This is a genomic window from Streptomyces sp. NPDC048185 (assembly GCF_043202495.1).
GTDB lineage: Bacteria > Actinomycetota > Actinomycetes > Streptomycetales > Streptomycetaceae > Streptomyces.
The window spans coordinates 604517-622610 of the sequence record NZ_JBIDAN010000002.1; the positions used below are offsets into that span (position 1 = coordinate 604517).

15 protein-coding genes and 2 pseudogenes are annotated in these 18094 nt (G+C 69.5%); 5 read left to right on the top strand and 12 right to left on the bottom strand.

Annotation, left to right across the window (positions count from 1 at the left end):
• Window positions 1–68: 68 nt before the first annotated feature.
• The 5 genes from ACGF3H_RS08725 to ACGF3H_RS08745 form a co-directional block, all read right to left on the bottom strand.
• Window positions 69–644: a GAF domain-containing protein gene (locus ACGF3H_RS08725; RefSeq protein WP_362494584.1), complete on the bottom strand. Its 576-nt coding sequence runs from the start codon at window positions 642–644 to the stop codon at window positions 69–71.
• The gene (locus tag ACGF3H_RS08730; protein ID WP_362494587.1) at window positions 641–1282 is read right to left on the bottom strand and encodes an ATP/GTP-binding protein; all 642 of its coding nucleotides are present in this window, start codon (window positions 1280–1282) and stop codon (window positions 641–643) included. Before ACGF3H_RS08730 ends, ACGF3H_RS08725 begins: the two co-directional genes overlap by 4 nt.
• Window positions 1260–1634: a DUF742 domain-containing protein gene (locus ACGF3H_RS08735; protein WP_019330485.1), complete on the bottom strand. Its 375-nt coding sequence runs from the start codon at window positions 1632–1634 to the stop codon at window positions 1260–1262. Before ACGF3H_RS08735 ends, ACGF3H_RS08730 begins: the two co-directional genes overlap by 23 nt.
• Before the next feature lie 2 nt (window positions 1635–1636).
• On the bottom strand, window positions 1637–2071 hold the full coding sequence (locus tag ACGF3H_RS08740; protein ID WP_362494590.1) for a roadblock/LC7 domain-containing protein: 435 nt from the start codon (window positions 2069–2071) through the stop codon (window positions 1637–1639).
• A 68-nt stretch (window positions 2072–2139) separates the two neighbouring features.
• Complete coding sequence (locus ACGF3H_RS08745) at window positions 2140–4362, bottom strand: ATP-binding protein (protein WP_362494593.1); 2223 nt, start codon at window positions 4360–4362, stop codon at window positions 2140–2142.
• 406 nt (window positions 4363–4768) lie between these two features.
• Between ACGF3H_RS08745 and ACGF3H_RS08750 the strand changes: the two genes are divergently transcribed.
• Window positions 4769–5557, top strand: coding sequence for an alpha/beta hydrolase (locus ACGF3H_RS08750; protein WP_362494596.1), 789 nt, complete (start codon window positions 4769–4771; stop codon window positions 5555–5557).
• A 218-nt stretch (window positions 5558–5775) separates the two neighbouring features.
• Here the strand turns inward: ACGF3H_RS08750 and ACGF3H_RS08755 are convergent.
• Window positions 5776–6132 (bottom strand): annotated as a pseudogene (locus ACGF3H_RS08755) (MBL fold metallo-hydrolase); the annotation flags it as partial.
• Window positions 6133–7363: 1231 nt separating this feature from the next.
• Between ACGF3H_RS08755 and ACGF3H_RS08760 the strand changes: the two are divergent.
• The 3 genes from ACGF3H_RS08760 to ACGF3H_RS08770 all read left to right on the top strand — a co-directional run bounded on the left by ACGF3H_RS08760 (window position 7364) and on the right by ACGF3H_RS08770 (window position 11468).
• A complete protein-coding gene (locus tag ACGF3H_RS08760; RefSeq protein WP_362494598.1) occupies window positions 7364–9820 on the top strand; it encodes an NB-ARC domain-containing protein in 2457 nt (818 codons plus the stop codon).
• A gap of 519 nt (window positions 9821–10339) precedes the next feature.
• Window positions 10340–11107: a transposase gene (locus tag ACGF3H_RS08765; RefSeq protein WP_362494601.1), complete on the top strand. Its 768-nt coding sequence runs from the start codon at window positions 10340–10342 to the stop codon at window positions 11105–11107.
• 133 nt (window positions 11108–11240) lie between these two features.
• A complete protein-coding gene (locus ACGF3H_RS08770; protein ID WP_362494643.1) occupies window positions 11241–11468 on the top strand; it encodes a transposase in 228 nt (75 codons plus the stop codon).
• A gap of 110 nt (window positions 11469–11578) precedes the next feature.
• Here the strand turns inward: ACGF3H_RS08770 and ACGF3H_RS08775 are convergent, their stop codons facing one another.
• From ACGF3H_RS08775 to ACGF3H_RS08785, 3 genes and pseudogenes are all read right to left on the bottom strand, one after another.
• The gene (locus tag ACGF3H_RS08775) at window positions 11579–11965 is read right to left on the bottom strand and encodes a DUF3592 domain-containing protein (RefSeq protein ID WP_362494603.1); all 387 of its coding nucleotides are present in this window, start codon (window positions 11963–11965) and stop codon (window positions 11579–11581) included.
• A 41-nt stretch (window positions 11966–12006) separates the two neighbouring features.
• Window positions 12007–12922: pseudogene (locus ACGF3H_RS08780) on the bottom strand (IS5 family transposase).
• 152 nt (window positions 12923–13074) lie between these two features.
• Window positions 13075–13719, bottom strand: coding sequence for a PASTA domain-containing protein (locus ACGF3H_RS08785; protein ID WP_362494604.1), 645 nt, complete (start codon window positions 13717–13719; stop codon window positions 13075–13077).
• Window positions 13720–13903: 184 nt separating this feature from the next.
• On the opposite strand from ACGF3H_RS08785, the gene ACGF3H_RS08790 reads away from it, so the two are divergent.
• Entirely contained in the window at window positions 13904–14380 is a 477-nt protein-coding gene (locus tag ACGF3H_RS08790) for a hypothetical protein (RefSeq protein ID WP_362494607.1), read from the top strand.
• Between the two features lie 408 nt (window positions 14381–14788).
• Here ACGF3H_RS08790 and ACGF3H_RS08795 read toward each other — a convergent pair whose 3' ends face one another.
• The 3 genes from ACGF3H_RS08795 to ACGF3H_RS08805 form a co-directional block, all read right to left on the bottom strand.
• The gene (locus ACGF3H_RS08795) at window positions 14789–15043 is read right to left on the bottom strand and encodes a hypothetical protein (RefSeq protein ID WP_362494610.1); all 255 of its coding nucleotides are present in this window, start codon (window positions 15041–15043) and stop codon (window positions 14789–14791) included.
• Window positions 15044–15228: 185 nt separating this feature from the next.
• Complete coding sequence (locus ACGF3H_RS08800) at window positions 15229–15792, bottom strand: hypothetical protein (RefSeq protein WP_362494612.1); 564 nt, start codon at window positions 15790–15792, stop codon at window positions 15229–15231.
• 961 nt (window positions 15793–16753) lie between these two features.
• A complete protein-coding gene (locus ACGF3H_RS08805; RefSeq protein WP_362494614.1) occupies window positions 16754–17989 on the bottom strand; it encodes an MBL fold metallo-hydrolase in 1236 nt (411 codons plus the stop codon).
• Window positions 17990–18094: the final 105 nt, after the last annotated feature.

An 18094-nucleotide genomic window follows, 5' to 3' on the forward strand; every position in this document is an offset into this window, starting at 1 on the left:
GCCTTTCTTAAGCCCTGCCCCAGCTTTCCTTCACGCCCCGAGCGCCGGTCGCACCGTTCCCCGGCGGCTCACAGCGGGAGCCCGTCCTCGGCGCTGCGCTCGATGCGCCGCACGAGGTCGTCCGCCGACGACTTGACGGTCTCCAGGCCGGCCTTGCCCCACGTCCGGGGCCGTACGTCGGCGGCGGAGACCGTGCCCAGCACCGTCCCCGTGCTGTCGATGAGGGGCGCGCCGAGGTAGGAGCGGATGCCGAACTCGTCGACGACCGCGTTGCCGGCGAAGCGCGGGTAGTCGCGCACGTCCTCCAGGACCAGCGCCTTGCGCCGGGCCACCACGTGGGGGCAGAAGCCGCGGTCGCGGGGCTGGACGCGGCCGAACCCGGGACCGGTGCCGTCCCCGCTTCTCACCGGCGGGATCTCGGGGACCCGCAGTCCCGCGAAGAACTGGCCTCCCTCCACAAGGAAGTTGACCATCGCGTACGGCGCCTCGACGAGCCCGGCGAGGTGGGCCGCGAAGGTGTCGAGGGCCGGATCGGGGCGTTGCGCCAGCCCGAGCCGGTGCAGCCGTCGCACCCGGGCGGGGGCGTCCCGGTCCTCGGGGGTGAGCAGCAGGCGTCCGACCGGGCGCGGCGGGTCGTAGCTCATGGCCGGACCCCTGCGCCGAATCCCGTCGCGGGGGCCGGCGTGTGGGCGATGAGGTGGCGTACGAGGGTGAGCAGCGTCTGTACGCCGGAGCTGGAGATCCGGGCGTCGCAGCGCACGACGGGAACCTCGGGGTGGAGGTCCATGGCCGCGCGCACCTCCTCGGGTGCGTAGCGGTGGGCCCCGTCGAACTCGTTGATCGCGACGACGAAGCCGAGGCCGCGCTCCTCGAAGAAGTCGACGGCGGCGAAGGACTCCTCCAGGCGCCGGGTGTCGGCGATGATCACCGCTCCGAGCGCGCCCTCGCACAGCTCGTCCCACATGAACCAGAACCGTTCCTGTCCGGGGGTCCCGAACAGGTACAGCACGTGCCGCGGGTCGAGGGTGATGCGGCCGAAGTCCATGGCCACGGTCGTCTCGAGCTTGTTCTCGATGCCGTCGAGGTTGTCCGTCGCGGCACTGACGGTGGTGAGCAGTTCCTCCGTGCTCAGCGGTGCGATCTCGCTGACCGCGCCGACGAAGGTCGTCTTGCCGACTCCGAACCCGCCGGCGACGAGGATCTTCAGCGCGGTGGGGAACGGATCGGCGCCCTGTCGGTGGTCGTGGCCGTGGCCGTGGTCAGAGCTGTCGTCGTAGTCCATCGAGCACTGCCTCCAGAAGGGCCCGGTCCGTGGGGTCGTGGTGGAACGCGGCGGGGGGTTTGGTGGTCAGCGCGCCGCAGTCGACGAGGTCCGACAGCAGCACCTTGGTGACCGCGACCGGCAGCCTCAGGTGCGCCGCGAGCTCGGCGACCGGGAGGGGCGCGCGGCACAGGTCGAGGGCCTGCGCGTGTTCGGGTCCGAGGTAGCCGAGCGGGGTCGCCCCCGTGGCCATCACCTGGGACATCAGGTCGAGCGCGACGGTGGGCCGGGTACGGCCGTTGCTGACGGTGAAGGGGCGTACCAGCCGTCCGGCCGCGTCGTCGAGCCAGGGCCCGTCGCCGGCCGCGGCCACCCTCAAGGCCTCATCGCCGGGGGTTCCACGGCGTACTGCCGGGGCGCGGTGACCAGGTAGGGGCGAACGCTCTTGACCAGCATCGCCATCTCGTAGCCGAGCACGGCCGCGTCGGCCTCCCGGCCGGCCAGCACGGCGAGGCAGGTGCCGGAGCCTGCGGTGGTGACGAAGAGCAGGGTCGTGTCGAGTTCGACGACGACCTGGCGTACGTCCCCGCCGTCGCCGAAGCGGACGCCGGCGCTGCGGCCGAGGGAGTAGAGGCCGGAGGCCAGGGCCGCCATGTGGTCGGCGCTGTCCGCGTCGAGGCCGTGGACGGACTTCACCAGTCCGTCGCAGGACAGCAGCACCGCACTGGTCGTGTGCGGTACGCGCTGCACGAGGCCGCTCATCAGCCAGTCGAGGTCGGACACGTGGCCGGTCGGCGCGTCGCTCGCCATGGTGGATCGACTCCTTGGGGTACGAAGGTCTGCGGGAGCGCTGGTCGTGGGGGTGGGCGGGGGTGCTGTCATCCGGCCGGTTCGCTCCCGTCGTGCGCGGCAGGGCGGTCGGTCCGGGGCGCGGGCAGGCGGTGCGTCTCGCCGTACGCGGTGCGGGCGGGCTCCCGGTGGGACGCGTCGGGGGTGACGGGCGCGGTGGGGAGCGGCTCGGGTTCGGTCCGGGCCCCTTCCAGGTGTTGCTGGGCTTCGGCGAGACCCACGCCGCGCTGGAAGGCCGCCATCAGGCCGGGGTCGTGGCCGACGAGTTGCCCGGGGTCGGTGTCGGGGCGCGGTGCGGGACCGCCGCGCAGCTGTGGCGCGATGTGCTCGTGGGCGCGGCGGCGGGGCAGTCGGGGCTTGCCCATGTTGCCGCGCACGGCGCCGTGCTGCGGGACCGGCGGTGTGGCGGCGTGCTCGGCGAGGACGCCCCGGTCACCCGGCCGGACGCCCGGCACCGCGGCGGCGGGGTTGGCCCGTTCCGCGCGGGCACCCCGTACGGGCAGCGGCGCGGGTCCCCCGCCCTCGGTGACGGGAGACGCCGGGGCTCCGTCGGGCACCGGCGCTGCGGGGACGGCGGGAACGCGCGCCGGGGGGACAGGCACGGCGGAGGGGGCCGCCCCGGAGGCGGGCACGTCCGAGGCCGGCCCGGTGAAAGCGGCGACCCCGGCGCCGGGCACGGCGGGAGCCGGCGGCCCGCTGCCCGGGACGGCGCGGACGGGTGCCCCGGAGGCGGCCGGTACCGCGGGAGCGGGCGTCCCGGTGCTCGGCACGGCGGGGACGGGCATTCCCGCGAGCGGCGCGGTCGGAGCGGGGGGCGCGGAGGCCGGTACCGCGGAAGTGGGTACCCCGCTGCCCGCGACGGCGGGAGCAGGCGACCCGGTGCCGGGCACGGACGTCCCTGCGAGCGGCGGCGCCGGGGCCGTGGGCTCAGTGGACGCGGGCAGTGGCGGTGCGGCCGGTGGCCGGGGCTGCTGCGGGGGCGGGACGGACGACGGCGTGGCTCCCGTGGCCTCCTGCGGCAGGTCCCCGGCGTCGGGAATGGCCGGCGCCGTGCCCAACAGGGCCTGCGGCAGGACCAGTACCGCCTGGACCCCGCCGTAGATGTTGGTCTGCAGGCGGACCGTGATGCCGTGCCGCTTGGCGAGCTGCGAGACCACGTACAGCCCGATCCGGCCGTCCGCCAGCAGGCGGGCGACGTTGACCTGGTCGGGGTCGGCGAGCAGGGCGTTCATCCGGCTCTGCTCGGCGGCGGGCATGCCGAGCCCGCGGTCCTCGACCTCCACGGCGAGGCCCGAGGTGACGAGGCCAGCCCGCATCAGCACCTGCGTCTGCGGAGCCGAGAACAGCGTCGCGTTCTCGACGAGTTCGGCCAGCAGGTGGATGACGTCGGCGACGGCGTGGCCGCGCAGGGTGCCGTCGATCGGCGGGACCAGCCTGACCCTGGAGTACTGCTCGACCTCGGCGATGGCGGACCGCAGCACCTCCGTCATGTCCACCGGGTTGCTCCACTGCCGGCGGGAGACGGCGCCGCCGAGCACGGCGAGGTTCTCGGCGTGGCGGCGGATGCGGGTGGCGAGGTGGTCGACGTGGAAGAGGCCCTTGAGGAGGTCGGGGTCCTCGATCTCGTTCTCCAGCTCGTCCAGGATGGAGATCTCCCGGTGCACCAGGGACTGGAGGCGCCGGGCGAGGTTGACGAAGACCTCCAGCTTCTGTTCGCTGCCGGCCTGGCTGGAGAGCTGGGCGGCCTTGACGACGGCGGTGACGGCGCCGTCGTGGGCCCGGTGGAGGTCGGCCGCGAGCAGGTCGAAGTCGTCTGCGTCGTCCGGCGGTCCGCCGGCCGGCTTGCGCCGGGCCGGGGTCTCACCGCGGCGCAACGCCTCGACCACGGCGCGCAGATCGCCCTCCCCGCGTGCGGTGCTGCGGCGCAGCGCGCCGACCCGGTCGTGCACGGACCGCGCGGCGCGGCCGGCGGCGACGGCGGCGATGACGACGGCCGCCAGTGCCACCGAGACCGCTCCGCCGAGCACGGCCCACAGGACGGGGCCGGGCCGTGTGCCGGTGGAGCGGACGGTGAACAGGACGGCCGCGCAGGCGCTGAGGGCGACCGCCACGGGCGGCAGCACGGCGAGACGCAGGAGTTGGGGCCGTATCTGAGTCTCGTGCGGCGCGGGGGCGGTCCGTGAGGCCGGCCGGCCGTGCCGCCCGCCCTCACGGCGGTCTGCTCGCGCGGCGGGGGCGCGGAGGTGAGACATCGGGGTCCTCGTACTGGTCCGTTGGTCCGCGACGCCACGCGGGCATGCGCCGTCGCGGGGTCGGCCGGGCGGGCCGGGGGATCCGGCCCTACGTCGCCCGACGGACACTGACAGTAGTCGCCTGCACATCATGTGCGGTGGGCAGTTGCCAAAGTCCCGCGGACAACGTCCCGCTCTGGTATGAGGCCTCGTACGACAGCCCGATAACCGGGTGAAACAGTCGTTCGTGAAGCGTCGGCAACTGGTCCGACTCGATCAGATGTGGTCACCATGAGTGACGACGGCGGAAGGGAGGCCGCGACCGGACCGGCCGGTCCGGGCCAGGTTCAGCCCAGGGGCGACGCCCCGTCCGTCGGCGCTTCCGCGCACGGATGCGGGTGCCGGAGCGCCCCCCTACGATGCCGATATGTCCCACCTGGAACTGGCGTCGCGGCGACTCGGCAGCGGGCCGCCCCTGCTGGTCGTCCTCCAGCTCGACCGGGACGGCTGGACGCCCGTCCTGGAGCGTCTCGCCCGTGAGCACGAGGTGGTGGCCGTCGACGTCCCGGGCTTCGGTGCCAGCCCTCCGCTCCCGGAAGGGACCACTCCCACCGTCGAGGCGCTGGCCGCCGCCGTTGCCGGGTGGCTCCCCGGTGCCGGCCTCGCACGCCCGCCCGTCGCGGGGAACTCCCTCGGCGGGGCCGTCGCCCTGGAACTGGCCCGCGGCGGCGCGGTCGGCAGCGCCGTCGCGTTGTCCCCCATCGGGCTGTGGACCCGCCCCGAGGCCACCTACGCTCTCGGTTCGCTCCGCGTCGCCCACGCGATGGCACGGGCCTGCGCCGGACACCCCGACCGGATCGCCGGACACCCGGTCGGGCGCACCGTCGCCTTCTGGCAGCTCGCCGCCAGGCCCTGGCGGATCCCGGAGGCGGCGGCCGCCGGAGCGCTGCGCAACCTGGCCCGCTCTCCCGGCTTCGAGCCGACGCGGCGCGCCGCGCACGCCTACCGGCTGCGGGCCTTCACCCCTTCGGTTCCGGTCCCGGTCACGGTCGGCTGGGGCACACGGGACCTGATGACCCCGCCCCACCAGGCACTCAGGGCAGCACGACTGCTTCCGGGCGCCCGGCACGTCTCGCTCAAGGGCTGCGGGCACTCGCCGATGTCCGACGATCCCGAGCAGGTCGCCCGGGTGGTCCTCGACGCCATCAACGGCTGACCGGCAGAGAGCGCCGGGCCGCCGGGGGCAGCCGCACCCGGGCGGAGCTGTCCGGGCCCTGCCCCCTGGGCGGGGCCCCTCAGGGCTCCTGTGACGGGCTCCTGTGATCGGAGCCACCAGGGCAAGGCGAATCAGTGGGCGACGGCACCCTCAGGCGTGGCAGCCGGGAGACGCGCCGACATCCCGACCGTCTCCCCCCGCCTCGTCACCGGCCGGCCTCACCGCTCACCGGCGAGGTCGAGATCACCCCGGCTCGTCCCGGACACACCCTCGGCGCCCCGCGGACGCCGCCACGGCTGCGCGACCGGACCGGACACCGCCCGCCACCAGGGCTCCCCGGGCACCTGCCCCGTCGGCTCGAACGGCTCGCCGGGGCGGGGAAGTGCCACGGTCTGTCCCGCCTCCTCGCCCGCGTCCCTCGTCCACTCCCCCGGCTCCGCCCAGGCGTGCGGCGCCAGGTTGAAGGTGCCCCAGTGGATGGGCAGCACGACGCCGCCCGGCCGGCCTCCCTGGAGGTCGAGGTGGGCGCGTATGCCCTCCTCGGGGGTCATGTGGATGTCCGGCCAGAAGTCGTTCTTAGTTCTTTCAGCCGACAGCGGCTCAACCGCCCTAGTCCAGCTCGCTTTTCGACCACGACTTGTTGCAACTGGTCAGAGAGCCCCTATCGTTCCAGGCCGCGGGAGCCACTAGCAGGTCATGCCCGCATAGAAGGCCACTTCCTAGGGACGGCGCTCCCGTTGGCTGTCGGTGGAGACCGAACAGGGTGGACGCGCAGGGCCCCACAGCCAGGCACTCACGACGGCGTTGGCGTCGTGGACGGCGGCGTAGCGCTGCCCCAGGGGGACGTCCCATGATTGGCTCTCCGTGGACTGGGGCACCATGACCGAGGGCGACTGCCTCCGCCAGGCGATCGATGACGCGGGCGCCTCGGCCACCGCCTGGGAACCTGACGACGGCATGCTCTACCGCACCGGCGACTGCCACCACGAGCACGCTCTGCCGAAGAGTGGCTACGTGATGCGGCTGACCGTCGAGACTGGCGCTGTCCCCTACGACGTGCTTCGCCGGTCCGCCGCGTCCGCGCACCACGTTGGCGACGCCGAGGCCGCCGGTCTGCTGCGAACCTTGTCACCAGCCGCATACGGTGGCCATCTTCCTGGGATGCCACCCGTATGGGTGAGCTCGAGGCCAGCCCACTTTCACGAATATGGAGCTGTTTTGCGCGACGCGGGGCAGGCAGGACTCGCAGGCTCTGAATTGTGGTGGTGGAAGACAGTCCGGTTTCGCTGCGTAGCAGAGACCTGTTCTCATAAAGTTTCGACTCCTGATCGGTGTGTAAGTGGGGAGGACGGCGCGAGTGGATCCGGTCTCGGTGGGGCTGTTGGCAGCGTTGGCGGGTGGAGTCGGTGGTGAGGTCGGCCGGCAGGCGTGGGCGGGGTTGAGTGCATTGGTGCGACGCCCGTTCCGGAACGGTCAGGACACTGAGGATGCTTCCGCGGTGAGCTCAGGGGAGGTGGAGCTGGCGGAGCTGGAGCGGGCGCCAGCCGATCCAATGCGCGCGCAGGCGCTCAGTACCGCGCTGGCGGTGCGCGCCGCGCTGGAATCAGACTTCCGCGCTGGTCTGGAGCGGTGGCACGAGCAAGCGAAGTTGGTGCGCACCGGCGACGGCGAGGTTCACAACACGATCAGCGGTGGCACCTTCCACGGGCCGACGCTGCAAGGCCGTGACTTTTCCGGAGCATCATTCGCTGCCCCGCCCCCACCCCCGAGCGCTCCTGGCGCGCCCTCTGCGCAGGACTGACCGGCATGGCCGACGCGGATCCCCGCGGCAAGGACGGCGCGGGCTCACCGGTGAAGAACCAGATCAGCGGCGGTGTCTTTTTCAGTACGGTAATCCAGGGTCGGGACATCACCGTCCAGTTGCCGCGTGCGGTACCCACAGCGTTGTCAGGACTGCCCGCCACAAGTAGCAGCTTCACCGGCCGGGACGAAGAGCTCTCCGTGCTGATGGGCTTGCTGAATCCGGACAGCCGCGGGCCCAGAGCAGTGGCGGTTTCGGCCGTGGTGGGACTGGCCGGAGTCGGCAAGACCGAGCTGGTGCTGCAAGCCGCACACACGGCTGTGGCGCGTGGCTGGTACCCGGGGGGCGTGCTGTTCGCCGACATCCACGGCTATGACGAGGATCGCCGCCCCAGTCCGGGATCTGTACTCGGTAGCTGGCTGAGCGCGCTGGGGATCGCCACAAAGGACATCCCAGTGGAGGAACAGGACCGCGCCCGGCTGTATACCTCCGTCCTGGCCGCCCTGACCGAGCACGACCGAAGGCTGCTAGTGGTGGTGGACAACGCCTCCTCTGCTGGGCAGGTACGCCCTCTGCTACCGTCCGATGGGTCCACGAGAGTGATCGTCACCTCCCGCCACACCCTCGGCACGCTCGATGCACGACTGGTAGAGCTGGATGTCCTCGCCCCGCAGACGGCGGTGGAACTGGTCAACAACGTCGTACAGGTAACGCGCGGCGCGGATGACCGAGTATCGCGGTACCCGCAGGACGCAGCCCGCGTCGCCCGACTCTGCGGGCACCTGCCGCTGGCGTTGCGGATCGTGGCCGCATCCTTGGCCGAGGATCCGGCCCGGCCCCTGGCGGAACTGGCTGCCGATCTCGCGCAGGAGCGCAGTCGGCTGGAGGAGTTGCGGTATGACGACTTGGCCGTACGCGCAGCCTTCGAGTTGTCCTACCGTCACCTGACGCCTGATCAGGCATGGGTGTTCCAGCTGTTGCCGATCAACCCCGGGCCCGATCTGGCCACGCAAGCGGTTGCGGCCCTCGCCGAGCGCGAGGTTCCGGCCACGCGCCGGGCACTTACCGAACTGGCCCGCGCGCATCTGGTCGAGCGCGACACAGCCCACGGGGACGGGTATTGGCGCATGCACGACCTGGTCCGACTCTACGCGAATGAACGCCGCGACTCCGATCTACGCCCGCAGGAGATCAGAGCAGCCGCCTGCCGGCTGTTTGCCCATTACCTCGACTCCTCCCGGCACGGTCACGCCGTCAACCAGACCGAGCTAATGACTAAGCTGACCGCCGGACCAATTGGTCAGCAATTCACCTATGCCGATTCTGAGCCGGCGCAACAAGCGATAGCCCACCTGCGACAGGCCACGACCATCCTTCGCAAGCTCGATGACCGCGAGGCTGAAGGACAGGCATTGGCTGAATTTACCGCCCTACTCGTCGATACCGGACGGTACGGGGAAGCATTCGAACTGCATCAACGCATTGACGAGATATCGGCCGAGCTGTCGCAAGCTTCGCTGGCCCAGGCACAGATCAACATCGGAATCGCATACGCCAGGAGACAGCGGCGCAGCGAAGCGACCGAAGCACTGCGACGGGCCGCAGGCGCCTACCGCAACGCCGATGACAAACCGGGAGAGTTCGCGGCACTATTTCTCCTCGCTAGTCTCCTGGTCGGCACCTGGCCCGTCCGTGAGGTGATCGCCGTCGGACAGCGCGCGGAGTCCCTCGCCGATCGCGCCGCTAACCAGTGGGGCCTCGACCCGATCACCCGGGCCAGGATCGCGTCCCGTCTGGGTGACGTTGTTGCCCTGGCCAAACGCGCCGACGAAGTGCTCAAGGCCAATCTAAAGGGATCCGCGGGCTGGTCCATCCAGGAGAAGCATGCACATGGGATTACGGCAGGGCTGCTCCTGAGCGAGGCCGGGCAGTACGAGGACGCACTAGCCATCATCTCGAGCATTGCCTCGCACCCACTCAACCGTCACAACAGCGTGGGATCAATGGGCGAATCCACCTTGAACAGCGTCCGCGAACGCGTCATCGAGGTTTATCGCCGTGATGCCCAAGCAGCCAAGGCTATGCGTGATGATCACACGGAGGGTGCCCTACTCGTCGAGCTCGGCATACGCTACGGTCAGGAAGGTGATTACCAGCAGGCAATCATGGTCCTGCGAACCGCACTGCCCTTACTCCATGAATCCGCCAACAAAAAGAACCTGGCCAAGGCGTACTGGGGACTCGGCTTTGGACACCTGAAGCTTGGCGAGCGTATTGAGGCAATAGATCTCTTCGAAAGTGGACTTTCTGTCGCCGAGTCGATCGGCGATCGCCAACTCATCGAGAAGTTCGAACGCATCCTCGCGGAAGCAAGTGGCAAAACTGAAACAAAGTCAGGATGGAAGTGGAATGGTTCCGGCTGGAGCCGTCGCAGCTCCTGGTCACGTCCAGCTGACGATTGATGTAGCTGCCCTGCCCCGCTGGGCACGGGATAAGCCAGCAGAATCGGCGGCAGAGCTCTTACCGAGTCCCAACGAGACGCTCGTATACGGAAAAAGCGCGGCCTGTGGCAGCCGCACCGTCGACCTTTCCGGAGCGCCACGTACCGACCGAGTGGTCGCCACACCAGACGTATGTCTGACACTGAGCGACTCTGTCGGGGATCTTGAGGTTCCCCGGACAAGGGCGTGGATGGTTCGGGATGCTTCGGCTGGTTCGATGCAGGCGTGTGTCCTCATGGGGTGATCAGTGTCCGTTCGTCCTCGGTCCGGTGCGGTAGTGCCAGAGCTCACCGCTCGGACGGCTCGCGCGAGTAATCCTCGTGGGACCACCGCGATGTGGGTACGTGATCATCTCGACGGGCTGTGGAGGGACGAGGACTTCCTGTCCTGGTATCCCCGTGACGGGCGCCCCGGGCTGTCGCCGGCCCAACTGGCCATGGTCTGCGTGCTGCAGTTCCTGCTCAATCTCTCCACCGGCAGGTGGCCGAGGCGGTGCGGTGCCGGATCGACTTCAAGTACGCCCTCGCGATGAGCCTGGACGACCCCGGCTTCCACCACAGCGTGCTCACGGACTTCCGTGACCGCCTCGGTCAGGATGGCCGTGCCGACCAGCTCCCGTCCCTGGCCCTGGACCGGTTACGTGAGGCAGGAATGATCAAGGAACACGGAAGGCAGCGGACCGGCTCCACCCAGATCCTGTCCGCCGCCAGGGAACTCACCCGCCTGGAACTGGTCCTCGAAGCGGTCCGCGCCGCGCTGGAAGAAGCCTCCCGCGAATCACCCCAGGTCCTGGACGACCTGGTGGACGCCGAATGGGCCACCCGTTACGGCCGACCGGTCCGCCTGCCCGCCCAGCAGCAGGCCGGAGCGGATGCCTGCCGGCTCCTGCAGATCCTGCCGCCCCACCGTCGCGGCCCCCAGACCGAGGCTATGCGACAGATCATGGTGCAGAACTTCCTCGTCGATACTCGCGGCGTCCTGCGTCCGCGCACCGAGAAGGACGGCCGGCCCAAAGGAGCCGTCCGGATCATCTCGCCCTACGACCTGGACGCACGCCGGGCCATCCGCGGCAACACCCGCTGGAGCGGCTATCTGGTCCACGTCACCGAGACCTGCGACGCGGCCGCCCGCGTCAACCTGATCACGGACCATCGCCACCACCAGCCCCACCCGAGACACCCAGGCCCTGCCCGGCATCCACGCCCGACTCCGCGACCGCCGACTGCTGCCCGCACAGCACCTGGTTGACGGCGGCTACATCTCCACCGCCCTGCTGAACAACTCCGCACGCGACCACAGCGTCCAGCTCGTCGGACCGGTCAAGGCGAGCGGAGCATGGCAGAAGAAGGAGCAGACCGGCTTCACCCGCGACGACTTCACCATCGACTTCGGCCGGCGCCAGGTCGCCTGCCCCAACGGCCGGACCAGCACCACCCTGGATCGAGGCCCCGCCCCGGCCATGGCGCCCTACACCGTCGTCCGGTTCGCCTCCCATCAGTGCGACCCCTGTCCGGACCGTCCTCCCTGCACCCAGGGAAAGTCCGCCCGCACCGTGAACTTCCTCCCCCGCCACCTGCACGAACTCCGGGCCGGAAACCGCACCGACTAGGCCGTGTCTGACAAGTACTGCGTGAGTGAGAGGGCTCTGATGTATCGGATGTGCGTTGGGCCCGTCGTGTGAGGGCGGGCTTGGACCGCTTTTGATGCGTGGCGGCCAATCTAGAGGACGTGCACCATCAGCACGACACTGAGGGCAACTCCCACCAGGCCAGCCATGTCGTAGTGCTTCCAGAATGGTTTGCGGGAAGCGAGTGCCGTCTCCGCGCGCCCAGGGGACATGGGGTCGTAGAGGACTGCAACGCTGTCCCCTTCGCGGGTGCCGGCGGGGACGTGGTTTTCACCTGCACTGTGCGTTCGCTTGACACCGTCTGGCGTCGTGTAGCTCAGAAGGAACTGCGGGCCGCCCTTCCCCCGCCAATCACGATCGAAGCACCGAGCGATGACCTCGACGCCCCGGGAGCGAAGCGTCAGCCGTCGCCGCATCTGCCAAACCACGACCAGCAGTAGAAAAATCGCGACGCCGTCGTAAGCGATCGTGTCCTGCACCCTCAAAGCTCCCCCAGTTTCGCAGTGGCACTGGTGAGCATTCAACCAGCCGTCGGGACCCTCCGGGGCTGCGTTACCAGCTCGCGAAACCAGAGAATGAGTGAGGCGAGGTGAAGTCCGGCGTGGTAGCGAGCGGCGAGCTTGTCGAAGCGGGTCGCGATCGCCCGGAACTGCTTGAGTCGGGCGAAGCAGCGTTCGACCACGTTGGGGGTTTGCAGAGCTCACGGTCGAAGGTCGGGGGCCTGCCGCCCCTCGTCCCTCGCCGCAGGCGGTCGGCCTTCTGGTCGGCCCGTTCCGGGACCACGGCCTGAATGCCTCGCCTGCGCAGGACCTGGCGGATCGCGCGGGACGAGTGCGCCTTGTCCGCGATGACCGCGTCGGGTCTGCGGCGGGGCCGCCCGGCACCGGTCCGGGGCAACCTCAGCTGGTCCATGACCGTGTCAAAGACGGTGGAATCGTTCACGTTGCCGGGCGTGACTACGACGGCCAAGGGCAGGCCCCGGCCGTCGCAAACAAGATGGATCTCCGTGGTCAGCCCGCCGCGGGACCGGCCCAGCGCCTGGCTAGCCGACACGCGTGCCGGATCCTCCACTTCGTCCCCCGCTACCGCCCCTTTTTTCGGGCGCCGGCAGCGTGCTGATGGGCCCGGTTGATCGTGGAGTCCACCGACACCGTCCACTCCACGGCTCCGACGGAGTCAGCGCGGACCTGGACCTGTTCGAGCAGACGGGCCCAAGTCCCGTCCGCCTCCCAGCGGGCGAACCGTTCATAAGCCGTGTGCCACGGCCCGTAGCGTTCCGGCAGGTCACGCCACGGGGCACCGGTCCGCAACCGCCACAACACCCCGTTGATCACCTGCCGGTGAATTCGCCACGGCCGCCCGCGACCATCAACACCCGGCAATCGGGGTGCTATCCGCTCCCACGCCACATCCGTCAGCTCGCCTCGACCTGCCACAAGATCAATTATCAGACAGGTCCTAGTGCTGTGACCCCGTAGGTTCGCCGGGTTGGCGGTAGCGTCCACGGATGAACCGGCTCCCGTGCACTGCGGAAGCGCATGCGCATGCTTCCCCCCAAGGGTGTTGTGGATGGTGATGCTGTACCCCCCTACGGGCAGGACTCGCCGAACTTGACCGCGGTGAACTCGACCGGCTGCCCATTAAGCGCTGTTCCGGGCGCCGGGCTCTGCGTGCACACCTGCCAGTTCGACTCCATCAGCACCATCCGGTCGTCGGCCGACGCATCGTTGACGGTGATCGACACGCCGGAGTCGAGCGCACCCCGCGCCGCCTTCACCGACTTGCCGTTGAAGTCCGGCATCTTGCCGCCCTCGGCCGACGGCGGCTTCTCGTCCTTCGCCGGACAGTCCTCCTCCAACTTCACCGCGCCAAAGTCGAGCCGGGTGTCCGTGGACGTGCTGGTGTCGGCGGCCACGTTCTGGCTGCACACCTTCCAGTTCCGGTCGAACGCCTGCATCCGGTCCCGGCCCAGCGCGTCGTGCGAGTCCAGGCCGTAGAAGCCGAGTTCTTGCGCCTTGTCCTGCGCCGACTGCAGGCCCATGCCGACAAAGTTCGGAACCATCGCCTGATCGCCGTCGGCCTTGTCGTCCTTTGCCGGCTCGCCAGCAGGCGATTCTGCGGCCTGGGACGGGGCGCTGCTGCTGGACGACTTGCCGTCTTCCGTCGGTTCGCAGGCCGTGACACTGACGACCGCAGCGCAGAGTAGGGCCGCCGTGATGATGCGGGTACGCACAGATTCCCCCCGAGTGATGCCAGTACAGGCGGAACACGGTAGAGCACATGTGAGGGACCTGTGAGGGCAGGTTACCCGTCTGTGACGAATGAATGTGGCTGCAGTCACTCATCTCGGCATTGCGTGCCCACTGCCGCTACAACGACAGTGATCAGTGGCGCGGGGCCAAACGATCGGATGCAGTATGACCAGCAGCATGGATCGCGTCGAGGACCTCTTCGAGACCGAAGAAACCCGCGCACTCCTCGTCGACAACCTCCCGGCCGCCCTCGCGCTCTACCCCTACTCCGAACTCGCCCGCGCCGTAAACCGGCGAGACGGCGGCATCCCTCGCGGAGTGCAGGCCCTCGGCCGCGAGTTCCAGCGCGCCGGCATCGCCATCCATCGGGCCCGAGCAGCAGACCAGCACGCTCAGGACGATGCGGTCGACCTCCTCACCTACGTCCGCTCGGCAACCGACTGGTGGGCCAGCACTGTCGACCACGACGGACCCGCCCTCGTCGGGGCTCATCTGATCGATCCCTGCGAGGCGCACCTCGCCCGTGGAGGCGCCAGCGAGCGCGACGACGCCTATGCCGTACTGCGCGCGCTCGCCACGCTCATGCAAGGCCGCGCCGGGTTCCGCCCCCAGTGGATCCTCGACGTGAACCCCGGCCTCTGACTGCATGCCAGCGCCCCCCGCTTCCCTACGACGACAGGGGAGCGGGGGCGCTGTGCTGCTGTGGCCTTCGTCAGACCGGCGGGCGCCCGCTTCACTTGAAACTCGTACCCTTCCCGCGGTCTTCGCCGGGGACGATGCTGGCCTCGCTGCCGCTGGGGAGGCGTAGCGAGGCCCGACGTCCGTTGATGAGCTTGAACGCGAGTGCGGAGTCTTCGGACTCAAGCTCGCCACCCCACCACTGGTGGGTGTTGTCAGCATCCACCGTGAATCGTGCGTATGCCTGGATCTCTTAGCCGTCGATCACGACGACAGCTTCAGTCTCATATTTCTCTGCCATGCCGGACAGTCTGCCGGGAGGCGCTGACAACTGGACCCGAACGAAGCGCAGGGGTGGCGCATAACGTTCCCCTAAACGCCGGCGCTCGGACTGACGAACGGAGCGGTTCCCAATCCTGAGCAGCCTGACTCGCGTGGCCCGCTGGTCGCCATGAACTCGCTCTCTCGTCCGTCGGGCATGCGCAAAATCGCAGGCGCCGCATCGAAGAGGTCGGCGTCCGAGGACTCGTCAGCGAGCGTGATGCTGCCGGCCCAGGTGCTATCCCGATCGGACTCGCGGTTGTCTGTGCGGTTGAGGTCGTAGCGAAGCACGAGCGAGACGGTCACGGGCTCCTCGCGACCGTCAGGGAAAACGACGACGGCCGTCCCAACGTAGCGCGGACGTCCGTCGCCGGGGTGGAAACGGGGACTCGAAGGCATGACATGAGCGTAACTGGCAGCGCAGCCTCGCCTCAGTAGCGCCCTCTTGGCTGACTGCGACTCTCGATAACATGCCATTACGGGTGCGGGAGTCAGATCCGCTTGCGTGACACCAAGCCCTGGTGGTCCTCCTCGTCGTCGGCTTCTTCCCCGAAGTGGGCGGTGTCCCAGTGGAGGAGGCGAGAGCAGAGCTTCCCGAGTTGATCGGCCAACTCCCATACCTCGCTGCTCTCGACGAATGTGACCTCTGGGCGCTGAGTGCCGTGCGCGCCCTTCAGCGTGAGCCACTGGTATGACTCGTCGTCGTAGATCCAGTAGCCGTGTAGGTATCGGTTCCGGAGACGGATTCCCTCCTCGACCGCATCAAGGTCTTCCGCGAGGGACGTCTGGCACGAAGCGGGCAAGCCGGATGTGATCAGCTTGGCGCGGCATTCCTTCACGAGCTTGCCCCCAGTCGCCACGGGTAGCTGGCTGTACGCCTTCTCGGCGTCGATGAGGTGTACATAGATCCCATGCAGGATGTACTCGGCTTCCGCAGCCTTGCGTGCGGCAAGTCCCAGCCCCAGCGTGATGGTCAACTCCTCCTCGTCCATGCCCGCCACGAGGTGGGGAAGGGGCGGCTTAACCGCGAGGGGCTCGTTGGGCTGCTCGGTCATGCGGTATCTCCGTGGTTCGACGGTTGAGTTGCCACTTAGAGCGAACGCCTCCCGGACGACAACTCTATGAGCTCGTAACACGATCATGATCGGTGCTTGTTGAGGCGTCTCCAGTAGATGAGGCTGCATGCCAACGAGACGAAGACGTCGTGGAGTTCGGTGCGGCGTTCCCAGCGGACGGCGAGGCGCGAACTGGTGGAGCAGGGCGAAGGTCTGCTCCACGACGTAGCGGAGCCTGCCCAGACCCTTGATAGTCGGGGCGCCCTTGCGGGAGATGACCGCCAGGATCCGGCGCTTGCGCAACTCCTCGCGGTGGCGGTTGGAGTCGTAGCCTTGTCCCCGAGCAGCGAGTCGGGGCGGCGGCGTGGCCGGCCAGGACGCCCAATCACCGGCGGGATGCCGTCGACCAGAGTGAGGGTCCGGGTGACGTCGTTACGGTTGGCCGCGATGGTGATGACTTTGAGCGGGTGCCGTGTCTGTCGCAGACCAAGTGGTGCTTGCTGCCCGTCTTCCGCCGGTCGACCGGCGACGGACCGGTCTCGGCTCCCCCCGGCATCGGCAGCCGGGCCGCCGACATCCAGCGTCAGCGAGTGCTCGCCAACCGAAGTCATGGAGGTAGATGGTTGCGGTGCGATCGTCTCACCCCAGCACGCGGTACGTTCGTCCGTTTCCTCACAACTCTCGAACCCGGTGAACCTTCGCGGTCACAGCAGTAGACGCTGTCACCGACCCCGGCCGAACGCTGCCAGCCGGGGCCTGCAAGCTCAGCGCTCCACAATGCGGGTTCGGACAACAACCCCAGACGAGGCTTCCAGGGACGGCAAGGGCCTGAAGCGCTGAGCAATGACTTCACACTCCACGCGGGACGCTCCGTCCAAGGCGCGCAGCAAACGATCCTGCTCGTCAGCAGGGAGACGCTCCAGCATCTGGACCATCTCTCCGAGCTCGTCCCCGACCGACGTCACCTCTCCCCCGCAAGGTCGAGATCGCCCTTGCTCGTCCCGGCCACGCCTTCGACGATCCGGGGACGGCTCCACGGGTGCGCGATCGGACCCGACACCGCCCGCCACCACGCCTCCCCCGGCAGCTCCCCCGCTGGCTCGAACGGCTCCCCCGGCCGCGGGAATGCCACCGCCTGGCCGACCTCCTCGGCCGCGTCCTTGGTCCACTCCCCGGGCTCCGCCCACGGATGCGGAGCCAGGTTGAACGTCCCCCAGTGGATCGGCAGCAGCACCCCACCCGGAGCGCCTCCCTGCAGGTCAAGGTGGGCCTGAACTCCCTGCGCAGGCGTCATGTGAATGTCTGGCCACATGCCAGGCAGCGGCGTATAGTCCGTGTGGTTCTTGGGCCAGAACTCGGCGTACGCCCCGATCTGGATCATCGTGGCGTCGAACGGGCCGTGGGCGGCGCCGATGTCCCGGAAGCCGTCGAAGTAGCCGGTGTCCCCGCTGTGGTAGACGCGGTGTTCCGCGCCGGCGACGACCCAGGAGGCCCAGAGGGTGTGCTGGGTGTTGCGCAGCCCGCGTCCGCAGAAGTGGCGGGCCGGGGTGGCGGTCAGGGTGAGGCCGCCGACGCGCGTCGACTCGTGCCAGTCCAGCTCCCGCAGCCGGCCGGCGGGCACGCCCCAGTGCTCGAGGTGGGCACCGACACCGAGCGGCACGGCGAACAGCGTGTCCGTGCCGGCCAGCGCCTTGATCGTGGGCATGTCCAGGTGGTCGTAGTGGTCGTGGGAGATGACCACGACGTCGACCGGGCCCAGGGCCGCCAGGGGCACCGGGACCGGGTGCAGCCGCTTGGGACCGGCGAACGGGAAGGGGGAGCAGCGCTCGCCCCACACGGGGTCGAAGAGCACCCGCTGCCCGTCGATCTCGGCGAGCACGCTCGAGTGGCCCATCCAGGTCAGCCGCAGCCCGGTGGCGGGCGGCCGGGCCAGGTCGGCGAGGGTGGTGGCGTGGACCGGGACCGTGCCGCGCGGGGCACGGCGGAGCCGCGACTCCCGGTCGAAGTAGACGCCGGCGAACTCGCGGGCCGATCCGGAGGGGCGGGTGCGGGCGGTGCCGCCGGGGTTCTGGAACACCCCGTCGCGGAAGTGCGGCGATCTGCGGATGCGCGCCATGCGCTCACCGGCCGGGTCGGCGCCGAAGGCGGCGGGCCGCGGCACACGGGGCCCGGTGCGGGGGGAACGGGGGGCGGCCACGGTACCTCCTGGTGGAGTGGGTCAGGCTCTCATTGTCGTCCTGTCCGACGTCACCTCGAACGAGGGATGTCACATCCAGGTTCCCTCCACCCGTCGCCCCCGTGA

Bases quoted from the DNA above. Each gene is read 5' to 3' on its own strand.
- ACGF3H_RS08750 (WP_362494596.1), top strand. From the start codon at position 4,769: ATGTCCCACCTGGAACTGGCGTCGCGGCGACTCGGCAGCGGGCCGCCC.
- ACGF3H_RS08800 (WP_362494612.1), bottom strand. From the start codon at position 15,792: ATGACCGAGCAGCCCAACGAGCCCCTCGCGGTTAAGCCGCCCCTTCCC.
- ACGF3H_RS08760 (WP_362494598.1), top strand. From the start codon at position 7,364: ATGGCCGACGCGGATCCCCGCGGCAAGGACGGCGCGGGCTCACCGGTG.
- ACGF3H_RS08740 (WP_362494590.1), bottom strand. From the start codon at position 2,071: ATGGCGAGCGACGCGCCGACCGGCCACGTGTCCGACCTCGACTGGCTG.
- ACGF3H_RS08725 (WP_362494584.1), bottom strand. From the start codon at position 644: ATGAGCTACGACCCGCCGCGCCCGGTCGGACGCCTGCTGCTCACCCCC.
- ACGF3H_RS08730 (WP_362494587.1), bottom strand. From the start codon at position 1,282: ATGGACTACGACGACAGCTCTGACCACGGCCACGGCCACGACCACCGA.
- ACGF3H_RS08745 (WP_362494593.1), bottom strand. From the start codon at position 4,362: ATGTCTCACCTCCGCGCCCCCGCCGCGCGAGCAGACCGCCGTGAGGGC.
- ACGF3H_RS08790 (WP_362494607.1), top strand. From the start codon at position 13,904: ATGACCAGCAGCATGGATCGCGTCGAGGACCTCTTCGAGACCGAAGAA.